General features: G+C 38.1%; 17 protein-coding genes. 1 reads left to right on the top strand and 16 read right to left on the bottom strand.

Annotation, left to right across the window (positions count from 1 at the left end; genetic code table 11):
• Positions 1-32: 32 nt before the first annotated feature.
• From ABJE44_RS12835 to ABJE44_RS12800, 8 genes are all read right to left on the bottom strand, one after another.
• Positions 33-1,244, bottom strand: coding sequence for a restriction endonuclease subunit S (locus tag ABJE44_RS12835; RefSeq protein WP_348110135.1), 1,212 nt, complete (start codon positions 1,242-1,244; stop codon positions 33-35).
• The gene (locus ABJE44_RS12830) at positions 1,241-2,893 is read right to left on the bottom strand and encodes a class I SAM-dependent DNA methyltransferase (RefSeq protein ID WP_348110134.1); all 1,653 of its coding nucleotides are present in this window, start codon (positions 2,891-2,893) and stop codon (positions 1,241-1,243) included. Before ABJE44_RS12830 ends, ABJE44_RS12835 begins: the two co-directional genes overlap by 4 nt.
• Before the next feature lie 37 nt (positions 2,894-2,930).
• A complete protein-coding gene (locus ABJE44_RS12825) occupies positions 2,931-4,934 on the bottom strand; it encodes an ATP-binding protein (protein WP_348110133.1) in 2,004 nt (667 codons plus the stop codon).
• 9 nt (positions 4,935-4,943) lie between these two features.
• The gene (locus ABJE44_RS12820) at positions 4,944-5,813 is read right to left on the bottom strand and encodes a WYL domain-containing protein (RefSeq protein WP_348110132.1); all 870 of its coding nucleotides are present in this window, start codon (positions 5,811-5,813) and stop codon (positions 4,944-4,946) included.
• A gap of 398 nt (positions 5,814-6,211) precedes the next feature.
• Positions 6,212-6,469 carry a hypothetical protein gene (locus ABJE44_RS12815; protein WP_348110131.1) on the bottom strand — a complete coding sequence of 86 codons (258 nt, stop codon included), beginning with the start codon at positions 6,467-6,469 and terminating at the stop codon, positions 6,212-6,214.
• Positions 6,470-7,139: 670 nt separating this feature from the next.
• Entirely contained in the window at positions 7,140-8,507 is a 1,368-nt protein-coding gene (locus ABJE44_RS12810) for a hypothetical protein (protein WP_348110130.1), read from the bottom strand.
• A gap of 836 nt (positions 8,508-9,343) precedes the next feature.
• Positions 9,344-10,186, bottom strand: coding sequence for an HD domain-containing protein (locus ABJE44_RS12805; RefSeq protein WP_348110129.1), 843 nt, complete (start codon positions 10,184-10,186; stop codon positions 9,344-9,346).
• Positions 10,179-11,009 (bottom strand): hypothetical protein, encoded by an 831-nt coding sequence (locus ABJE44_RS12800; RefSeq protein WP_348110128.1) that lies wholly within the window; start codon positions 11,007-11,009, stop codon positions 10,179-10,181. The genes ABJE44_RS12805 and ABJE44_RS12800 overlap by 8 nt, the downstream gene beginning before the upstream one ends.
• A gap of 167 nt (positions 11,010-11,176) precedes the next feature.
• Between ABJE44_RS12800 and ABJE44_RS12795 the strand changes: the two genes are divergently transcribed.
• Positions 11,177-11,398: a helix-turn-helix transcriptional regulator gene (locus ABJE44_RS12795; protein WP_348110127.1), complete on the top strand. Its 222-nt coding sequence runs from the start codon at positions 11,177-11,179 to the stop codon at positions 11,396-11,398.
• Positions 11,399-11,774: 376 nt separating this feature from the next.
• Here ABJE44_RS12795 and ABJE44_RS12790 read toward each other — a convergent pair whose 3' ends face one another.
• The 8 genes from ABJE44_RS12790 to ABJE44_RS12755 form a co-directional block, all read right to left on the bottom strand.
• Positions 11,775-12,068 carry a hypothetical protein gene (locus tag ABJE44_RS12790; RefSeq protein ID WP_348110126.1) on the bottom strand — a complete coding sequence of 98 codons (294 nt, stop codon included), beginning with the start codon at positions 12,066-12,068 and terminating at the stop codon, positions 11,775-11,777.
• Between the two features lie 349 nt (positions 12,069-12,417).
• A complete protein-coding gene (locus tag ABJE44_RS12785; protein WP_348110125.1) occupies positions 12,418-14,562 on the bottom strand; it encodes a hypothetical protein in 2,145 nt (714 codons plus the stop codon).
• 319 nt (positions 14,563-14,881) lie between these two features.
• Positions 14,882-15,496 carry a DUF5677 domain-containing protein gene (locus ABJE44_RS12780; RefSeq protein ID WP_348110297.1) on the bottom strand — a complete coding sequence of 205 codons (615 nt, stop codon included), beginning with the start codon at positions 15,494-15,496 and terminating at the stop codon, positions 14,882-14,884.
• Positions 15,497-16,634: 1,138 nt separating this feature from the next.
• The gene (locus ABJE44_RS12775) at positions 16,635-17,309 is read right to left on the bottom strand and encodes a hypothetical protein (protein WP_348110124.1); all 675 of its coding nucleotides are present in this window, start codon (positions 17,307-17,309) and stop codon (positions 16,635-16,637) included.
• Entirely contained in the window at positions 17,306-20,194 is a 2,889-nt protein-coding gene (locus tag ABJE44_RS12770; RefSeq protein ID WP_348110123.1) for a DUF927 domain-containing protein, read from the bottom strand. Before ABJE44_RS12770 ends, ABJE44_RS12775 begins: the two co-directional genes overlap by 4 nt.
• Complete coding sequence (locus ABJE44_RS12765; protein WP_348110122.1) at positions 20,191-20,490, bottom strand: hypothetical protein; 300 nt, start codon at positions 20,488-20,490, stop codon at positions 20,191-20,193. The genes ABJE44_RS12770 and ABJE44_RS12765 overlap by 4 nt, the downstream gene beginning before the upstream one ends.
• Positions 20,484-20,663, bottom strand: a complete 180-nt coding sequence (locus tag ABJE44_RS12760; RefSeq protein WP_348110296.1) for an AlpA family transcriptional regulator — start codon at positions 20,661-20,663, stop codon at positions 20,484-20,486. The genes ABJE44_RS12765 and ABJE44_RS12760 overlap by 7 nt, the downstream gene beginning before the upstream one ends.
• 178 nt (positions 20,664-20,841) lie before the next feature.
• Positions 20,842-21,699, bottom strand: coding sequence for a hypothetical protein (locus ABJE44_RS12755; protein WP_348110121.1), 858 nt, complete (start codon positions 21,697-21,699; stop codon positions 20,842-20,844).
• Between the last annotated feature and the right edge of the window lie 40 nt (positions 21,700-21,739).

Here is a 21,739-nt window from a genome sequence, read left to right as displayed (position 1 = left end):
TTATCCTTTCCTACTACCTTTTTAATATGGCGTTACGCCACATCCTTTAATTCAAGTTCGCCTTTAAAAGCTCGTTGCATGAGAGAATTAAAATTACTCAAAGCTTCTTCTCGTTGTGCTAAAGAATAATTGTTCATTTCGATGATTTCATTCAAGGTGGAAATGTATTCTTTTTGCTTATCAATAGGTGGTACTGGAATTTTTATTCCTGATATTTGCTTCGAATTTATATTAAATTGAACGGAAGTTTGAGCTGAACTTCTTAAAAAAAGAGTTCTACCACCATCTGTTTTCATAAACTGATAAAAGAACTGACTTAATATTTTTTTATGATCAAAACGCAACCTCATTACATGTGAATCATAAACATAATCAGTTTCTTGATTAATATATACTGAGGCTTTACCAAGATGACTAATGCTACCGATAGCACGCGCTAATAAATAATCGCCCTCAATTAAATGATATTTTTCATACTCATTACCCTCAAGAGTAATAGGCGCACATTTTTGATAATTTAATTCACGCTCTCCTAACTCACCGACTCTTACAACCTTTTGTATACCACCCGCATGCGCGGGTTTGGTAGTTCCAATTTGGGGTTTACCTATAAGCAGCTCAGCGATCGAATATTCATTCCAGCTTTTAGGATTAGTTACAGGGTCACCAAACATTTCCAAAAACACAGATTGAGCGAGGGTATTCAGCTCTTGTCCCATTTGTTGGCATTGGCCACGCAAGGTATCAGCTTTTTCTAATACCGCCGCAATTTGTTTTTGTACTGGTAATGGTGGGAGTGGGATTGGTAGCTCTTTAAAGTGAGTCACAGTAAAGCTAGCTTGATTTACAGATTTCTTAGTTATTTTGGGTAACAGGTTAAGAAACAGTTGGCTATTTAAATAATAGAAAACGAATTTTGGAAATACTTTTTCATTAGGTCTCAAGCACAATAAATTCATACCATGAATAAGGTCTTTCCTGTCTGAATCAAAAATAGCGCACTTACCGAGATGCTTTTCTGAATTGATGTGACTAATTAAAATATCACCGGGTTGCATCCTACGATCTTCGTATTCGTTATCTCCAATATTTGCATATCCACACTTATCAAAATTGACGGCTCTAGCAGCAATCGTTTCGATTCTTGTAATAGGCAACCCTGATGCACCATCCATTTGCTTAATAGATGCTCCATTTCTAATGAAATCAGAAATCTCACCTAGAGTAGATTTTTCCCAACTCACAGCATTGCCTCCAAGTCTGCAATACCTTTATCCATTGCTTGTTGTAGCTCTTTAATGCGTTTTAAAATGACCTGAGGCTCGTCATATTTTACTTCTTCATAAACCAATTCTTTGTAGCGATTGATGGATAAGTCATAGTCGTTACTGGTAATTTCAGCTACTGGCACATAAAAGCTTTGCTCTGTTCGCTTTCTATTTTTTTCAGAATGCTCAGGGCTGCTTTCATTTTCACGCTGCTGCCAACGATAGAGGACATCAGGAATATTGTTGAGCTTATGATTAGCATGTTCTGATGGTGCTTTGTCAGATTCTAATAGTGACTTATCAATGGCATCGGCTTCGGTGGTTAGTTCTTGGTTTTTTATAAGCGGAGTGCGTTTATCATCTAGCGAAAAACCATCGGCTTGCATGTCGTAAAACCACACATCGTCTGTACCGCCACTGTTGGTTTTAGTAAAGAATAGTATTGCCGTAGATACACCTGCATAAGGTTTAAATACCCCTGATGGCAGTGATACCACAGCATCTAATTTATGATCTTCAATAATGGTTTTTCGGATTTCTTTGTGAGATTTGGTTGAGCCAAATAATACACCGTCAGGCACAATCACCGCTGCACGACCACCGGGTTGTAACATACGCAGAATAAGCGCTAAGAAAAGTAGCTCCGTTTTTTCTGACGGGCCTTTTTTCGCCTTTTTGTTACCGTCTTCGTCAGTTTCAATTTTAGGCGCTGCTTTTTTCGGTGTTTTACCTAGTGCTGTTAATAAATCCGGTGAAAGTTCGTCATAGGCGACACTACCTTTAAATGGCGGGTTAGCCAAAATCAGTGTGTATTTATCGCTAATGTTTTGCTCACCGTGATCACTTAAAGAGTCTTTATATTCAACGGTTGGATGTTCTACACCATGTAGCATTAAGTTCATGGCACCAATGCGTAACATGTGTTGGTCAAAGTCGTAAGCGTTAAACATTTTGTTATGAAAATGTTCGCTGTTTTCTGGCTTCATTAGTTCGTTTTCAAACTGCTTACGCACGTATTCTTCAGACGCCATTAAGAAACCACAAGTGCCTGATGCAGGATCACAGATCACGTCTGATTTATTACCATCAAGTTTAGGTTGCGTCATTTCAACCATCATTTGAATAATGTGGCGAGGCGTGCGGAATTGACCATTAGTACCAGAGCTTTGCAGCTTAGATAACATGTACTCGTATAAATCACCTTTGGTATCACGATCATCCATCGGGATTTTGTCTATAAGCGTAACTACTCGATCTAACACGGGCGCTTTAGGAATCATGAATATGGCGTCAGACATATGCTTAGCAAAGGTTGTGTCTTCTCCGTTAATCGTTTTAATAAACGGGAATACCTTGTCTTTAACTAAATCAAACATCACTTGTGGATCTAAGTTTTTAAACTTATTCCAGCGGTAATTTGCTTGTTCTGTGTCAAATATAGGCTGAGCAATGTCAGTTTCAAGCAACATCGCTTGGCGCTCACGCGAAGTATGAATTTCATCCAAGCGGCGAATGAACAATAGATAAGTAAATTGCTCGATCACTGAGATAGGGTTGGTTACACCACCCGTCCAGAATACTTCCCAGATTTCGTCTACTTGATTTTTAAGTTTGCCTGTTAGCATTTGTGTTTTGCCTTAAATTCTTGAGTGTAAGTTAGTGCTAGTTTATACCTAACTTATGGAAAAATACTTTGTTGCGCATACCTGCGTCTTTTAACAATTTGTCCCAACTTAGTACTTCGATATACAAATTGAGGTTCGCGTGCCATCTGAAATAACCTTTACGGTCTGGCATTGGTGTAAAATCATGCTCTTCTTCTAACCAGGTTCTTACTTTTTTATCAAAATCACAGACTACATAACCATAAAATGGTGTGTTGTCTTCAATATTAATTTCACGACCTTCTGGGGTTTCGAAATCACCATTTCTAATTTTACGAACATAACGAATAACCTGTTTAACAGGGTCATCTTTAGATGAAGGATTCGCAAAATCATTGCGTTTCGGTTTTTTGAATTCGAAGACCATAACAGGGTTACTAGCTTCGTTTTCCCCTCTAAATACAACACGCTTGTCATAGGCGAGTAAATCAGGACGGTCTGAATGGCTTCCTTCAAGCGGTAAGTCTGACGATAAGTACTCTGTAAAGTTTAATCGTTCATCAATAAGCCATAAATTATGCTCTTGAAATGGTGTTTTTAGTGAGTCGCCTTTACGAGGGAAAATAATGTCGTGAACAACACCTTCAGATGAAAATTTCCCATCATCCCCTGATTCAAGGCTCTTTTTGAAAATATCAATAACGCTGCATCTTAGCGCAACATAATGTGCCAAATCATTTTTATTTGAATCAGAAATTCTACCTAAAATATCAGCAGCTTTATCATGTAATGATTCAGTATCTTCTGACGCGAGAATAGCTTTAACATCTTTTTTCAATTCACCTTCAACATTAAACTTGGCTTTTTGAAATGTTAGTTCAATTTGCTCTTCTGATGGATTCATTGGTAGGTTTGATATATCAACGGTATCAAGCATTTGCGTATGCCAAGGCGCTTCTTCATTGATGTAATCGACCACTAAACGCTGCTTTTTACTCGTGCGTTTATCAACTTCTTCACACACTACTTCATGAGCAGTTTTTACCGCTTGCTCTTCAATTTGTACTTGTGAAATACCATATTGAAGGTCGCTTTCTTTACTGAAGTCAAAGTTTCCTCTTTCGAGAGAAACGTTATCATCTAAAAAGCATGAAAAAACATACACTTTTAAGATGAAGTTTCTAGTTTTACCGGCATCATTGGTTTCACTAAACTCTTCTTCAAACTCAGGAATATAGGTCTGTATAGGTGTACTTGTTACTGTTCGTTTATGTGCAACCAAGTTAACTTGGCTTTTTTGTTGTTTAGGTGAGTAAAACTTAAACACTCGGACATCAAAAGCCTGATTGTTGCCGTTGTTTTCACCCAATATAAATTCTTGGTTATAGCTTGTGAGTTCAATTATCGAATCTTTACCTTCTTTTTTAAGGTAATCGTTAAGCGTAATTGTTGCGCCGTTATATTCATCTTTAAGCACTACCGTTGGGCACGTATAACCTTCAGTACAAAAGTAAGGTAGTAACTTTTCGAAAAGAGTACGAGCAATGGTTTTATGGCCTTTTTCTACAAACTTGGTTTTCTTAATAGATTTTAATTCAGCTGTTGTGCCGGTATGGTCAAAGTCTGTAGGGGTAATTTGTTCATTTTCAATGATGTCATTTTTCTTACCCATTTTGAATGAGCGGTTGAGCTTAGTGTCACCATCAATGTAATTACTTGAAATTACCAGATCTTCAAAATATTTAAGACAGGTGAAACGGCCAAAACCTTTGCCACCGATATCAATTTTGTGTTCTGAGTAAAGGGTATCAAACGAGGTTCGGTTTTTGTCGTTAAAGCCGACACCGTTATCTTTAACAGTAAAACCAATAACGTCAGGAAGAGTATCAAACCCTAAACCTTGTTGTTGTGCTCTTTTTATTAAGATTTCGACTTTGCCATCGGCATTATCATTTTGTTCAATTGCTTGAATTGCGTTAACAACTAGCTCAACCAATGGAGTATAAATATTGATACCAAACTTAATGTTTTCTACTGCACGCCTAATGTTTACACTACTCATTTTACATCCTTATTTTGAGTTATAACCTGGTGCAATAGCGAGGTTTTCAGCACCGTATAATGTTTGGCAGTTTTGTAAATAGAGCTGGTATTCTGGGCCTGAAAGTGAACCACTTTCAGAACAATCCACGTTCCAACGTCTTAATAAGTAACCCGCCATTGCGGCACGCACATTAACTTCTAACATGCCTTTTTCCATACCAAAATCGAGCTTAATAGCGGTTGGGTGTTTAACATTATTTGGGTGTGGAATAATTTGTAATGGCACCATACGCATCCACTGATTATCTTCTAACTTATCTTCTTCAGGGGATGGTGTCTGTGCAATAATTGTAACTTTGGTAATACGAGTTAACACAAAGTCTCTAAATGACTTGGATTTGCGATCATACGCTCTTAAATGCCAACGTAAGCCGTTATCTACAATTGAGTGTGGCACTAGTTCCCTTGCACCTGAACCACTGCTTAAAGACGTGTATATGACGCTACTAGGCTTCCGGTTGATAATGGCTTGGGATAACTTAGCGATAATATCAATATCAGGTACGTTTAACGGGCTGGGTGATTCAATAGGAAATGAAGTATCACCAATCGCATCAAAACCATCGCTAATGTTGTTCGCTAACTTAATAAGCGTGCGGCGAGCATCATGTTTAAATATGGGCTTGAATTTTGTTGTGATGAAGTATTTTTTTTCTACGTTGTCATACGCCATATTCTCGGGCGCATTGTCTTTGTAGAACTTTAAATCTCTGGTTGCTGCTGCCATGCCTAATTCGAAATGACTGACTATTTCACTGCGAGTTACCATCCCAGTAAAATAGAGCTTAAAGTCGATATAAGCTAAGCGCTGCTTCTGTGCATAACTAAACTCATTCATTAGGATTCTACCAAGCTACCCACTTATTAAATTTTCACCAAATCAAGTCTGTATCATTATGATCTACAATTCAACTTATTAATGATTGCATACATATCAATTTTTATATCAATACTTGGATATTTTTATATTTTTATATTTTTATATTTTTAAAATCAGCTACAGCGCTTTCTACGTAAGGACTTATCAATAGCTAATAATTATTAAAGTGCTATTTCACTCACTGTCTAATGGTCTTGATTAACTACTTGCTATCCAACTCATCTATTGCTCGGCATCTGATAAAAATCACAGGTCCGTATTGACATTAACAACAATGGACCTGTGATGGACTGCACTTACGGTGCTTTACAGTTGAGCACTCAGTGAGTGCACTTAAGATCATTTAGATAAAGCGTTCACTTGATAAACTTTTCTTTTTTTAGCCACTGCAAAGCCTCCTCGTGAGCTTTTAAATCAGGTAAAAAGCGATAGTTGATGTTGATCAAGCCTTTGACTAAGTCCTGATTATACTCGTCGAGCACCTCGCTTAGCGTTAGCAAATTTACGGTGTAACGCCTGTTGCAAGCAGATGCTAAGGCTTGCGCAAGTAGCTCTGATGAATGACAATAGCGGTGCTCTGTAAGAACTGCTTTTATATCGTTAATTTCTTTCATTTTCACATCCTATGAAATTTAGTTTAAGTCTTTTTTAACTAGTTGCGTCTCTAAAACGAGTTGCTTGATTGAATCAACTATTAGTAATTTATCCCATTGGACTCTTTAATCAGCATAAAACAGCGATATTTGCATCGAGTAGGCAAAAAGCACTGTAAAACTACACTTTTATTTTAATTCAAAGTTGATATGAATAAGAAAATACAAGCATTTACATCCAGACACGCCGCTGTAGAGTCTATGTCTGATAGGATTTCAGGCAAGAAGAGTAAAGATTATCATTTTGAAAAGGCTTAAGCTTTGCCAAAGATGTGCCCCTGACCTACATAAGCGATTTGCGCTAAAACCAAGTGACTTTGCTAGTGGTCAGTAATGTGCCGGAGGCTACCGTTCAAATTCACCTATTTACTGCACTGGTGACAAATGCTTTCTTAACAAGAAAGCATTTGTCACCTCTGGGAGTTAATTATCCCATCCCGATGCGGCCGGATACCAACAACACCACACTTCGTCTGCTAGAGTTTCTCGTATACTATCTTGTGAGACTCTCCTGCCCGAAACCAGCGCGTCCAGATGACTATTCACAATAATACGTACCCATGTCTACGCTTACGATTCTCAGCGGTGTAAAGTTTATTTCAGACGTGTAGTTGGCCTCCTTAGAGCGCCCCTACATCGCTTGTGGCCATAACTTAATGGCTTTTATACTTCCTTCATCTAAATGCTTTTTAGCAGCCTCAGCCATAGGCGTTGTTGTGGCGTTCGCACTGCCTCCGCTTTCCCACCATGCGAAAAGTGTTTCCGCTAGCCTATTGTTTGATTGCCCCTGAAAAGTCCAGTGGGGGTCGTTGTAGTCGGCCTGACTGTCATCTAACACAACTAATGACTGACCATGCTTAAATGAGTCTCCAAGTTCCGCTAGCGAAACAACCGTCAGAAATACCGCCAAATCCTTAGTCGGACTGCTTGATTGGTTTTTTACTAAATTTCTATCCCCGTAAATTGTCGTTTCAAAACCTTCTTTAGTGCAAGCCTGAGTCAGCATGGGTAGATCGTCTTTTAGTTCTTGATACTCTGTGTTAAGCGCTATACAAGCACTCCCAATCGTAACCTCTAAACCATTTTCACTTAACTTGTCATGGACCTTCTTTGTTTCAACCACTGACAAGCCACCATGATTCGGTGTGACTATATGGCCAGATGCAGTGCCATCCTGCAAAAAATGTAGAGCGAACGTTTCGAACAGCCAAGCCGCAGCAAGATTGTTGTCACCGTCTCTTGCTGCAAGTTCCAACGCTGTTGCGTGGAGCTGTGCGTACCATGCGTCTGATTCCAATTTTGGTTTAAATCTTACTCTTTCATTTGTTTTAACCATTGGGATCGTTTTTCCAATGGCATTAGGCAGAAAGAAGCGGGTATTCCAAATTTTAGTCGGATAACTATCGCTCAGCGATTTTTCATAGTCATCTACCGAAAGACTCTCGATTTTACGAAAGTGATTACAGTTGTGGGCTGCACTTCTAGCGTAGTTATTGTCATGATTGATGATCTCGTTTGTTTCACCAAAAGCGGTTGCATCTTGGTTCTTATGAACCACTTCAATAAAGTCTTCTCGGGCGGGAATTTTGCTTATCGTTGTTTCCGATGACTCACAGCCCTTATCAAAGATGATTCGAGTTGAAGCAAGATAATCAGAAACTCCGAAAAACCAAGGTGCATTCCTTGAATCGTTTAGCCACTTCCATTGAACCAGCATTGGAGAGCCTGCATGGTCGCCCGCAATCGCGGGTAAATCTGCGAGGGTCATGCACTTTGCAGGTTCAGGCTCCATAACGTCATCACAAATGAATTCACTGCCAATTGCGTTTTTTAACTGGTCTGAATTAATCTCTAACATTTTATGCTTGATTGCCAACTCTAATGCAATTTGGCTTATGAGTTTATGCTCTTCGTAATAATAAGCGTTTGATGAAAATGTTGTTACCATTGTGCATGCAAAGCTGACTAGTACAACTCTGCTCGTTTTAAATAACGACATAGTACTTCCTTGTGTAAATGGGCATTATTAAGAGTGTAGAACAAAAGCTACGTTTTAATAGAAATTTGCCTAACTATAGATAGGCACTCGACAAAGCCAATATTTAACAAAGCAAAAGGTAATCAGCGAACGTTCTAATGGTGTCGCATCTATAACTACGTGAAAGTGGAATCTGATGCTCCTCTCATCAGTATAAGTGGGCTAACATTATCAATGTTGTCCGCATGCCGAGCAAATTTTATCCAGATCGTCCACTATATTTTACTAGTTGATTTAGTTGTTTTAGCGGGCTCACTTTTGGGCTCAGAAATGGGCTCTCTAATTTACTTTAAGACAATAACTTTTTTATCGATTTATAAAGGAGTAATAACAAAAATTTTTAGAGCGCCTAAACGAGATAAGTAAATTACGTAATTTGAACGAGACTCTCCTAGTGTTTTGCGCTACGCAACATCTAACCTAGCAACCCAAGCTAGACTATAAGCATCAACGTTGCCGTGCAGGTCACCATAAAAAATATCTTTGACAGTGCGTCAATCAATAGAACCTTAAATTCAGTCTAATTCAATGCCTAATAATGCATTACCACTGAATTTTATCGAGCGTTACCACTGAATCCCTAAAAGCGTTACCACTTAAAATTTTATGCGTTACCACTTAAATTTTGAAATGCGTTACCACTTAAAAAATAATTTAAGTGGTAACGGGGGGAGGAGGGTTTAAAATGCCCCTAGTAACTATTTCAGTGGTAACGCTTTTAGTGAAATGAGGAACCATATTGCTAAAATGAACAAACAAGGCGTAAAAATAGCTATTACAATGATCGGTCTATTAAATCAGTGATCGCTTTTGTTTTTAAGCCTCACTCGTAACATACTAAATTCAATTGAATGCTCAGAGCTCTTTATACCAAGCATATTTGCACTCGACTTAAGTACGTCAAACGCAATTGAATCTACATAAAAACTCAATCGTTTAGTTCGAATTGAACGTATATAAAAATCAAATTCACCACTCATTTTCACGACATTTTTAGGAAAGTTTTTAGCACTTTCTGATAGATAAAAGTCATCATTTATAATGCAATAAAACACCCGATTTTGATTTATATAATCATCAACTTTATCACTTATTTCACGTATATTTTCATCGTGTGCAACCATAGCAAAATCGATTTTTTCGATCAGCATTTGATGCAAACCGGGGCATGCATCGTCGCAAACATCAGCCAATTTTCTAAGGTGTTCAAGTGACTCTGTAGCCCGTTTAATAGACCAATTTAAAGGTATCGAAGATGCGTTGCTAATTGCATCAGAAAGCTTTATCAATTGATGATTTTGACTGCCACTTTTAGCTTTTTTTAACTGCTCTAATCTGCGTTCTTGTAGACTCAATCGCTTATTGTCGCTCAGGCTTAATACCGTTTCAGCTACTTTATTTCCGAATTTCTGATTAAGCTCGTCGTAGCTTATGTTTGTATCTTCAATAGCATCATGTAAAAGCGCTGAGATAAGCAGGTTTTCATCATCATGCCCAAACTTTACTAGCAGTAACATAACCTCAACCAGGTGATTGAGATAAGGTGATTGATCGTATTTTCTACGTTGCGCTGCATGCGCTTTTGCTGCCATATTTAATGCAACAATCAGTCGTTGCGGTACCAAATACTGATTATCCATAACGTTTCTCGTTGTAAAAGTTAGGCACTGTAACTGCGTGGAAATATACTATCTGTAAGACCTTTACTAACGGGCATTCATCAAGCATGCTTTCCTTCGAATTGAGCATTAGTGTTTGACTCATGATGCGCTCAAAATAACCAGCTAATTCCTCATCAACTTTAGCAATGGTTGCGATACCTTGGGCGATAAACTCACGAAACTTTTGCATGTCATGATACTCGGCATTGAGTTTATAGCTTGGATCCAAGTAGTGTTTGAACCCCATCCATAACAATGACCCAACAACAGCATAGTCTCGTTGTTTATTGTTCTCAAACTTCACAGAAAACAGCCAACTTATCGACTCTCGCAATAGAATTGCATCATAAAATGAATAACACTTCTGTATATCCTTTTCTCCATTGTAGCCGCGAATAAACATATCTTTAATTTCAAGCAATGACCTATCTGATATCTGCCTTAAATGAGCTGGAAGCGGTGTATCATTTGTCGCTAGTTGATATTCTGCATCGACTTCAAAACCACAACTACGCAACGCCTCGGCGGCTCCCGACAGCCTAATATCATGTAAGATCCAAAGCCCACCTACCCTATTATCTTTGAAGCTTGCTTCGACATAAACGAAACCACCGCGCGGATAACGTATTGCTTTAAAAGTACTTAATTTGAGCTCTGTTTCACCGTCACTAACCGTAACTATAAACTCGAAATCGGCAAGGTAATGGTCGTACATCTTAATATCTAAAAGGCGATAGTGGCCTTTCAATACTCTGTACCTTTCTGCGTCTTTCAATAAAATATTGGTTTGCTTTAACTGCATGCTGACCTCACTTTTCCACCCAATAGGATAATCACATATGAGCAATATTACTCACATGAGTCATTAGATCATCATGTGAGACTCAATGTCAAGATTGATTTTAATCATGTATGATTAGTTTGGTACACTATACGAAATTTATAAACTTAGATGATTAGGTAATAGGCGTGATTAGAGTACTTTTAGTGCAAAAATTAGATAATAAAAGTTTTGCAGAAGGTCGAAAAATTACCTTAAAAGAGGTGGCTAATAGTACAGGAATAGGCCGCGCCACATTGACACGAATAGCTAATAAACCTGATTACATAACCACTACAGACATCATTGATAAACTTTGCGATTACTTCGCTTGTGAGCCCGGAGATCTGCTTCAAAAAGTAAAGCGTTGACGTGCAAAAGAATTAAACAATGTTCTCTCAAAGTGTCATTGAAAAGTTAAAATACTATGTTTATCTCTTACAAGATCCGCGTGATAATTCTGTTTTTACGTAGGTAAAGGATTCGGGAACCGCGTTTTTCAACATCAAGCGGGTAACCTAATAGATGCAGAAGCGTCTGATAAGATATCAAAAATTAATGAAATAAAAACGCAAGGTCGCCTCAGTATTATCAAAATGAAGCATTTCGGCGTTTGCTTGATTCGAAATCGTGTTTGATTTCGGAAGCCCTAATAGTGTGGTTCATTGAGAAACTGAAACACCCCAAATCTTCAAAATTTATGATGTTTGATCAATTTCACTCTTCATCTTTTTACTCACGTTTATACTATGGCCAGATTGGATCTAGAAGCCAATCGCGAATTATCTTTATATTTTCGCGATCAAGTTTTTTGCACGCATCAAACAAATCAAAGTCAAAATCATCAGAACCGGTCCAAACTGACATTATAAAATTTGCCATTATTCTCTCACAGTCGTTCGACCACATCAGAATCGAATCGATTTTGTCACATTTGAGCGCTCGCTTATTGAAATCAAAAAGCGGTAACAATTGTGGCATCTTTTCGTGCAGCCAGCGTGCAAATCGCTGCTGCTCTTGAGACAGATCATCGTACTTCATAGTTAATCACTCCGGTTTCTTCTACTCAAAATTTATCTTTTAAACTATGTGTTTGAAGATATCACAACGCCCAGACAAATACAATAATACCCTTTAAAATCAATAACTTATTATCATAATGAAAAATTTTGTTAATCATTTCTTGTGGTTTAGTTTTGTAAAAGACAAAGCCGATATTGAAGTCGGCCTTAGTATTTCATTATGATAAATTTTCGTGAGTTGGCTTTGATTGATGTACACAATCAATCACGTTACTCATATCGGTTTTTTAACAATCTTCTTGACGAAGAAAAATGCCCTTCGAATATTGAAGGGAATTGCACTCTCTATATACGGCTTATAAGACTCATTAGCCAACACTATTGGCTAATGCTGTCATTGCCTGCTGTGTTATCTTCAAGCCTTCGTAGCTGCTGCAAGCAAGCTCTAATGGACTACTCCCCACAAATGGATTATTTTCATTCGGCATCATCATATAGCCGTTCACATTGAGCGGATTTGAAAACAACTCCTTAAGTCTCACCTGTATATCAAGAAGTAAAATACATCGGTCTTTCAAGTCTGGGCTGAATGCTATAAAAGCATCTGGTTCTGATGGTACCTTGCTTAGTGAAACCGATTGAGGAATGCCCAAAAGCGAACTTTTCTGTTCATCAGTTATGCCCCAATTTTCAAACAGTCTGAAAGTCGATGCTATTGCATTATTCATTGGTACCTCTCTTTTGTGCCATGTGAGATTCTTGTCTAACACTTCTTTAAGCTTTGCTAGCGGGATTTGATCCATATCAGCATAAACGCTCAGTGTAATATCATCGTCAACAGAGTGACCCACTATGCGTTTGATCAGGTAGTGCTCTTCGCCATTAACCACGCAAGTAGAAATCACTGTACGTCTAGATGAGTGAAAGCTAATAAGCGAGCGTTTCGCCAACTCGGCCTCAGAATCAATACCAATATTCTTGAGCATCGTTCTGTTAAACCAACGTGAGATAGGGTCCCCCCAGCCTGCGCTACCAGGCTCATCAACGCCTCCTCGAATTTGCGGGAATAGAAATACTTCCCCTTTTGCACGCAAACCATCGATATACCGCAATATGCCTAAATCCAGCAAATATTGGGCTATTGGCACTGTTCTCTCGCTTGCTTCGTTTTTCACATCGAGTCCATTTAAGTCGAAATACCAAATGCCACTCTCATCCTGCCTAATGTGGCTGAGTGGTAAAGCTGAAAGCTCATTCAAGCGCATACCTGAATATAACGCCACCTTTGGATACCAGTGCGCATCAGTGCGAAACTCTCTGGCTTCGCTACCATGACCGAAGTCATATGAGAGTATTTTTCGAGCTTCGCAGTTCGAAAAAGATCTTCGCTTTGGGGCGTTCTTCTGTTTAGAAAAAGAAACATTGCTGAATGGATTCGGGACTTTAATATCAGTGTTGTCTGATAGCCAAGTAAAGAAGGAATGGTAATTCGATAACATACCATTTTTCGTTTTAGGTGTGAGTCGGCCCCCGCTTTTACCAACGTTTTGATGCTTATCCAAATTACTAAGCATGTCTTTTACTGATTGAGTCTGCACTTTCGTAAAATCACGAAGATCAATGCCACTGGGAAAGTGATCAAGCAACAACGAAAATGAGCGTTCGTACTTCTTGAACGTCTTTGCGGCAACTTCAGTCTTCTTTTCGTTGAGGAACAATGGTGCTTGATAAGCCAAAGTGAAATACTCATCCTTCTTAAGCTTTTCCGCCCGTTGATGCTCATCAAAACTACTGCGCATGTTCTCGAACAACTTAACTGCACTAGTGACGTCTTGCTGAGTCTCTAGTGCAATATCATGCTCAATTTCATCATTTAGTGCGAAATCATCTCGCTGCTCTTTGAAGTCGTTCAATTTACTCATCAGCGTGTTCAACATACTTACACACGCCGCAAACTGAGCTTCGCCATCATTATCATTTTGAAATGATGGTACCAACCCATCCACAAGCGACACCTTCAGAGCCTTTGGCGTATTTTCTTCACAGTGCTGCTTAAAGACTAGGCGCTTCTCTTCTGTAATTGGCATTGGTACCGAAATATCACTTTCCAACTCATAGTCAATCATCGCCTTACCTGCTTTTAACAGCTCTTCAAACCTCACTCTAAGCGCTTTTCTAAACTGCATCATAGCTCTAAGCCTTTGATGCTTTTGCCTTAAGAGCGCATGCTCTTCATCTTTACTAACCATGCCGAGTCCGATTAAGGACTCGTTATCATTTTGAACTGGGTTTGATATAACGTTCTTATCCATAAGAGTAATCTCCGTAAGTCTGGATTTAATAAATAAAGCCAGCCATCTCGCTTCTTCATAATCACTTGTGTGAAGTGAAGCAACAAAATAACCACCTGACTTAACATATCCCAATCGATCAAAAATACCCTCACGCGCACGAAAAAAATAATTAGATGAATTTTTGTATTTGTATAGATAGGTAGAATGTGATTTTTGCATGATGCTCTGTCAGCCTTTTTTTAATTTGTGACAGAGTTCTGTGACAGAGCTTTACTCTTTGATTAAATCCAGATACGAGAAAGCCCCTAAAAATGGGGCTTTCAAGATTATTTGGCGGAGAGAGAGGGAGAAAAATAAAACCATTAACACATTGATTTATATAACTTTTAACGAAAATCAAAAACAAAAATGTTACATCCCATGTTACAAAAACATAATGTCACTTAAATTTTTATAAGGGAACTAGAACTATTTTTTAAATTTATTAATATATTTTTTGTAAAAGCCGTACATTTCTACTTTTCAAAGAATGTATTGGTTACTCCTTTGATGGTTCCTTACTTAAAAAGGCACTCGCATGACCAGAATTAAGAATAGTGTGTATTGTAAAACTACTCTCTCGCAAAAGCTCATACCCAGTTTCGATAAACGGCGTTACATCGTCAGTTTCTTTAAATAAGGCAATATCAAAGGTTTCTTTTTCAGGTTGTAGAAAGAAAAACCTATTTCGAAGTGCACTAATATTATTATGCGAAAAAGCGCACAAAGTAGCATAAATTGACTTGTATTCATCTACAACATTTGCTCGATGAAATTTTTTAAAAATACTTAGGGGCGAGTAACCTTTCTCTTTTAAGCTTTTTAGCTCTATTCTACTGTTTTCCAACATGTGTTTAGAGTCAAGTGTAGTTGTTGGTATGGCAGACAAATATGGATTTGCTCCTTTGCTTTGTTCTTCCAATATTTTAATCCAATCTTTATGAAAACTAGCTTGCATAAAGTAACCATACTTACGATCGTTCGCTAAATTTATAAAGTCCACATAACATTCCAAGTAAGCTCTAAATATAATGGGCCCGCTTATATTTCGCTTACTCTTAAAAATTAACAATAGTGAATCAGAGTACTCAATTAGAGAGCAATACAATAGCATAAGGTTACAATGCCAAGGGTGCTTCTTGTCGAAACGTAACATGTCAATATAGTTAACTGCGTTTTCAAATTCTTCCTGAAATTCTTTCATAACATCCTCAATATTCATGAACTAGCACTCTAAGTGATGGAGTATATCTTTGGTACTAAATGGCTAAATAAATCGATTAAAACGGCACAAAGCAAGCCTGATTGGCTAAATAGTGCAAATATTTGCACTCTAAAATCACTTGTACTTCAAAAGTGCAAACTAGTATCTAATTGTTTTAAATGAAAATTATTTAATTATTTGCACAATTTGCACTTTTTGCACTCTATAAGTAGGGGGTTAAAGTTTATCCCCTGTCCCCTTCGTACAATACTGAGCGCGGCCAAAGGCCTTTATCTGACATAGAATAGAACTAACCCGAAGGCCTACCCATAGAATTAACCAAAGGATATTTACTTTAATACTTAAAAGTACTCCCCCCTTACCTTACTAGTACTTAATCAATATACATACCTTATTGGGTTTTCTCTTTTTTAAAGTAGTTCACATAAAAATGGCACTAGGGCGGCGATGTCCGGCGGGTCTTTTTTGAACTTTTAGCCCCCCCCAACTTACTAATTGAGAATATAACCCCCCTTAATAAATTTATAGCTGTTAAAAACTCGGGCCTCATTGCCTCGCATACTAGGTATTTTTCAAAGGACCCAACCATTAAGGCTAGTTACTCAAAGCTAGTTCACAATTAAAAAGGTAATAGCCGCTAGTAGAAATAGCCATTATGTATTGGCCTTATACCTAACCGTTTGCCCCATCTACAACCAAACATATCAATATAGTAGTTATGATATAACTAAGACAAACACCTGCTGTTGAGCAGCTTTAAACGCGAAGAATATTTAATAAGTAATTTAATAAAACCCAAGGGAAAGACCATCATTATGTTAGTAACAGGCCAAGGGCCGCACTAATCACTTTTTAGTGGGGTACGGGGTGAACTCTAGCCCTTTTGTTTTGGAGTGCAAAAAATGCAAATTGTGCAAATTAACTGATAATTACCAGTAAAAACAGATATATATGGATTTGCACTTTTATGTAACAGTACAAATCAGAGTGCAAATATTTGCACTATTAGTGCCTAACCTAAACAAAGTCATGAGTTTTTACTCAATGATTTAAGCCAATACGAATCAAAACCTTTGCTTACATGGCAGGTAAAAACATAGTAAAGATCGTCTATTTCACACTCAATCAGGCCTGAGTTAATCAACTCTTGTATTGTAGCCTTTAGCAATACTCTTCCATTAACACTATGTTCTGGGGAGCTATTAAGAGGGTTGAAGGTTAGCGCTAATTCCAAGACGTCTATATAGACCATAGCTGTAAATGAATAAATACTCAGGTGTGGTCTGATAGATCTAACGTAAAGAGTTACCGCTTCATAGCTTAAGTTAATATCTGTTAGCTTTTTTATCTCAAAGGGAGTGAGTGAACACAGCCAACCAGCAAGTGAACGAATGTAAACTCGTTTAAATTTCAGACCTGATTCAGGTGTAGCCTTAGCAAGTAACCCTACTCGCTCTAAATGCTTGATAGTGGTTCTTACTCTTGCGTCCCTCATTGGTATTAAACGGTTGTTTGAGTAAATGCCATTACTTGCAGCCATAACCCTATGGCTAACTAACAATGGCTTATCCTTTCCACTATCAAGCACACAAAACACCCTAAAATAGAGCGCTATAGCATCAAAAGGTAAGGATTCATCCATCAAGGATTCATATTCACAGGTAGTCAAAAACGGAGCTAATTCAGGCAACCCAGTACTCATGCGGCTTTATCCCCGTTAAAACGCTCAATAACCGTTGTTAACGATGATGATTTAAACTTATAAACTTGCTGTGGTTTATTTCCATATCCAGGTAATTTTTCTCTAGTGCATAGCCTATTGCGCTGCAATTCACTATCTCTCAAAATCAATATATTTTCAGAGCGCAATAACCTAGCAACACGCTTATGATCAAACCCTTTGCAGAGTTGAACTTCAAACGCTTGTTTAGTTACATAATATGTATGCTCTGTACAATCACCCTCTAAGGGGTTTCTTATTAACTCTGTTAATCTAAAGCCCCATAGCTCATTTCTACTTGGTACGTGCTCATCGATAACTGCTGAATTACCACCTTTGCTTTTATCCCACCTTCGAAAGTATTTTTCACCGAACAATTCTATTTGTGAAGCCACATGCTTAAGTATCTGCATTTCTTCAATATTGCCCGTCCCACCTCGCCTAGTTAACCATGCTTTAAACTGCTTCTCAGCTGCGTTAATACATTCACCAGCAGGCCACCCAGTAATACCAAAGTGCGTTGCCAATTCACCAGCTAAAGCAACAACTGCAAATTTTTCAGCGGCTCTACCTACTTGCCCATTTGCGCTATTACCTAATGTTTTTTGTTTGAAGTCTTCTATTCCTCCATAGAGAAAATCTTTAAAATCTTTTTGATTGCCACCCACTAAAAGTTTAATGAATTCTTGGAACGGTGCGCCATGATATTGATTAACGGCCTTTCTTAATTGATCTGATAAATCAGCGCCACCAGCAAAGCCTTTGCTATCGTTAAATATGCCTAACTTCTTCCTTGTGGTTTCGTCATCGTGTGGGCTTGCATAGACAGCAAGGAAACGCATTTCCATTCCACCTGTGACACTTTTACCTGTATCACTTAAATATTGCTCTAGGGTCTTCTCACCGTTTGAAATAAAGGCTAATTGCCAACTTAAAGATGATTGGCCTTTATAATCAGAGCCAGAGCGATTTTTACCTTTACCATTCCCTAGCATATAAACCACGTTATCAATAATACGTGGATCGACTTGGTTTAATTCATCCAAGGCCAGTAACATGTCTGAATGAGTTGCAGCAATACCTTCTAGAGCATTATCAGTTGTACGCCATGTTTTTCTGTACTCGTTAGGATCACCGTAGACAGAGCAAGCCACGTTAAGCAAAGTAGACTTACCCAGTGAGCTATCACCGTAAAAATGAAAACCAATATTTTCGGATAAACCAAGCATCCCCACTAACGGGCCACTAAATGCGATACATACAGCTAGGATCGCTAATTCATTACCTGAACAATAAGAAGCTACTTGTTGTTGCCAGTCTAAAACGCTACCAGATACTGTTAATTTACAAGGGGCAATAGATTCACTATCAAAAAGCAGTGGTTTTTCTGTATCACCAAGGGTGATATCAGGTAGTACAAATGCGCCATTATGCCACCCCAACTTAGATACTAACCCAACTCTATTAGTTGGCTCACTTGCTTGTAAATACTGTAATACTCTTCGCCCTGAGTCTCTAAAAGACTCAATCCGTAAACCTCTATCAAGTAGCCCCTTTCGAATATCAGTCCCTTGATCAGTAGCAAAAAGTTTCATTGGGATATTCCACGTTTTTTCATTGCCATCATAATCATTAAAGCTAACTAAAATACCCCAATTTACCCCACCTCCAGAGGCGTCAGAAGTCCTAGCTATAATTTTTAGTGGAGAGCAAATTAAACGATAAACCTTATTATCATCGTCACCTGAGCTGATTAGCGCTTCAACACCTTTCTCAGTCAACTTAAATCCATTCGATACTGTAGGTTCAATGGTATTAACCGAAGTACTCCCTCTAGGTTTATCTATTAGTTGTTTATTGGTTTTTAATAGTGCTATGTGGTCAGCCGTCCACCCCATTTCTAAGGCGTCAGCGGCATCTGATTTATCCGGCCATTTCACTTTACCAGCAAAACAAGCTTTGCCCTGTTCATCTAATGCGGGGCTTTGCTCAAATGCTTTTAAATCAAGTAAAGCAACCTTGTTACAACCAATTCCTTTTAATATATTTACCAAATTGGCCGCACATTCTTTGCCTGCTTTATCATTATCAGGCCAAATTAAAACGCTCTTGTTTTTTAGTGGGGTAAAATCAGCTTTCTTTTCTGCTTTAGCGCCATTTAACCAAGACATGCAGACACTGGAAGGCAATAATTGTTTAGCGGCATCAGCCGCTTTTTCACCTTCACACAAGACCACTGGTGCATTAGGTTTATTTGCTAATTCATCTAACCCATATAAAGGTTTAATGCTGAACGGAGCATTCCACTTCCAAGCCTCTTGCCCCTTATCAGAACGGCAATATGTTAGTGGCCTAAATTCTTTGTTTATCTCACCATCAACCATGCTTTCAAATCTAAGGACTTTAAGAATTAAAAAGCCGTCTTCATTACGGTATTCCCATGTATAAGTGGGAACCCCTAATTTTAAATGTTTTGTATAGCAGGTAGATAAAGCATGTTCTGGTACTGGCGTTATAGCTTCCCAAGTTAGTTTTTTATTTGGTTTCTTTGCTGGTGGCTTAGAATTATCAAGTCCACCAGCCCCTAAATAGTTAGCTAGTTCTTTACATGCTTCACCTTGTGATAGATTCACCACATAGGCAATTAACGATATAACATCGGCTCCTTTATCATTCGTAGCAAAATCAGCCCATATACCTGTCGTTATGTTTATTTTGAATGAACCGGCATTGCTGTCAGTTCGTTTAGGGTTGATGACTGTATATTCATTGCCGTTATATTTTCCACCGGGTAAATACTTGTCTAAAACTTGTGGAAATTGAGAAAGGGCAATACTTGCAACATGCTTAAAATCTAGTTTACTCATTGCTTCCCCGTCATATCAGATTCATAGCCGCAATGTGGACAGCAAAAAATTGCACCATGACGCCATTTTTTACTCTTCTCTAATGGCATAGCTTGCTCTTTTACAAAGATAGGAACTTCTTTACTATCATCTATTTTGATGGTGATGCGGTTAAAATTACAAATGCGCGTAGTGGGGTCATTAGACTTATATTCGAGAATAATCCGAGGCCGTTTACCTAATTTTTTTGATTGTATAATTACATTGGCAACCGACACGCTATTAAAAACAACGTATTTATGGTTGGCCTTTAGCATTTATCTTTACCTCTAGATAAAGCTATGCGTTCTTGCTTCCATTGATTAATTTCAGACATTAACCACCCGCTAGCCCGAAGGCCTAAACTAATTGGTTTGGGGAATTCATTTTGTTTGACTAAAAGGTAAATGGTACTTTTTTTAAGGCCTGTTGTACGTTCTACTTCGGCCATTCTTAAGATGGGATCATCTTGATAGTGTTGTTCAGAATTTGTATTCACTTTGCTTACTCCGATTAGGTTTAAATACGCTCAATTAGCGTAGGAGTAAGGTTAAATAAAAAATGTTGTTTACTGTGATGTCAGATTAATGGCAATTAATTAAATAATCTAGCAGGGGATTAAATTAATATTATCTATCACCCTCAGCTTTTGGGGGCCATGGGGCTATTCTTATTAATGCCCTAATCTCTATCCCATCAAATAGGCATTCAATTAGAGACTGTACAACTGACCTTTTTGGTTGGCCTGTAGTTTCCCCAAAAAAACAGGTCATATACTTGGCGAAATATGCCCTATGTGAATGTTCATCATTTGGCTTTTTTAAAGCAATTGGATTTAGTGATATATCCCTTTTTCCTTGTTCATCGAAACATTCTTTTCCCTGTGCAACAAGTTGAACATCGTGAAGAATACCGTTTAGATCCTGCCATGGTGGTGCGGGATTGAATAATTGCTCTAACTCTGAACCTAGTTCATTAGTTATATTGATATCGTGTTTTGTTAATGTGTTGATAAGTAAGTTATACATGTATTGGTGTCTATTGAATGGAATATCCGTATAGCTTGAATGGGTAGTTAAAAGCCTTAGCGCCTTGGCTGCTTCGTATACATCTGACTCCCATTTTACCTTTTCCTTGGGCTTCATCATTTCCTGTTGGTAAAATGGGCCTGTATACGCGCTGTATATACTCCAAATCAAATCAGATCCGCTATAGTCTTCAGTATGTTTCCATAACTCCACTGGGGCTTTACCCATAGCAAATTTCATAAATAATTTGGGGATATCTAATAAAGCGGCTTTATTTCTATTTGATTGAGTATTCTCTAGTTTAATCGAGAATTTTTCATCTTTAGAGAATTTATTTGATTCTACTATTTCCGAAGGTACATATTGATTAGCTAAATTTCTAGCTCTTGGGAATATTTCTTCTTCCCAAGTGTGTTTAGCATCTTCTGGGATCCAACTTTCATACTTGAAATCACTCATTAGCGTACCCCTACGGAACCCAAGAGATAATACCAAGTCA

It is taken from the genome of Paraglaciecola sp. (assembly GCF_039942875.1).
In the GTDB taxonomy this organism is placed as follows: Bacteria; Pseudomonadota; Gammaproteobacteria; order Enterobacterales; family Alteromonadaceae; genus Paraglaciecola.
The sequence above is the reverse complement of the archived record's forward strand: the minus strand, read 5'-3'. Positions and strand labels throughout refer to the sequence as shown.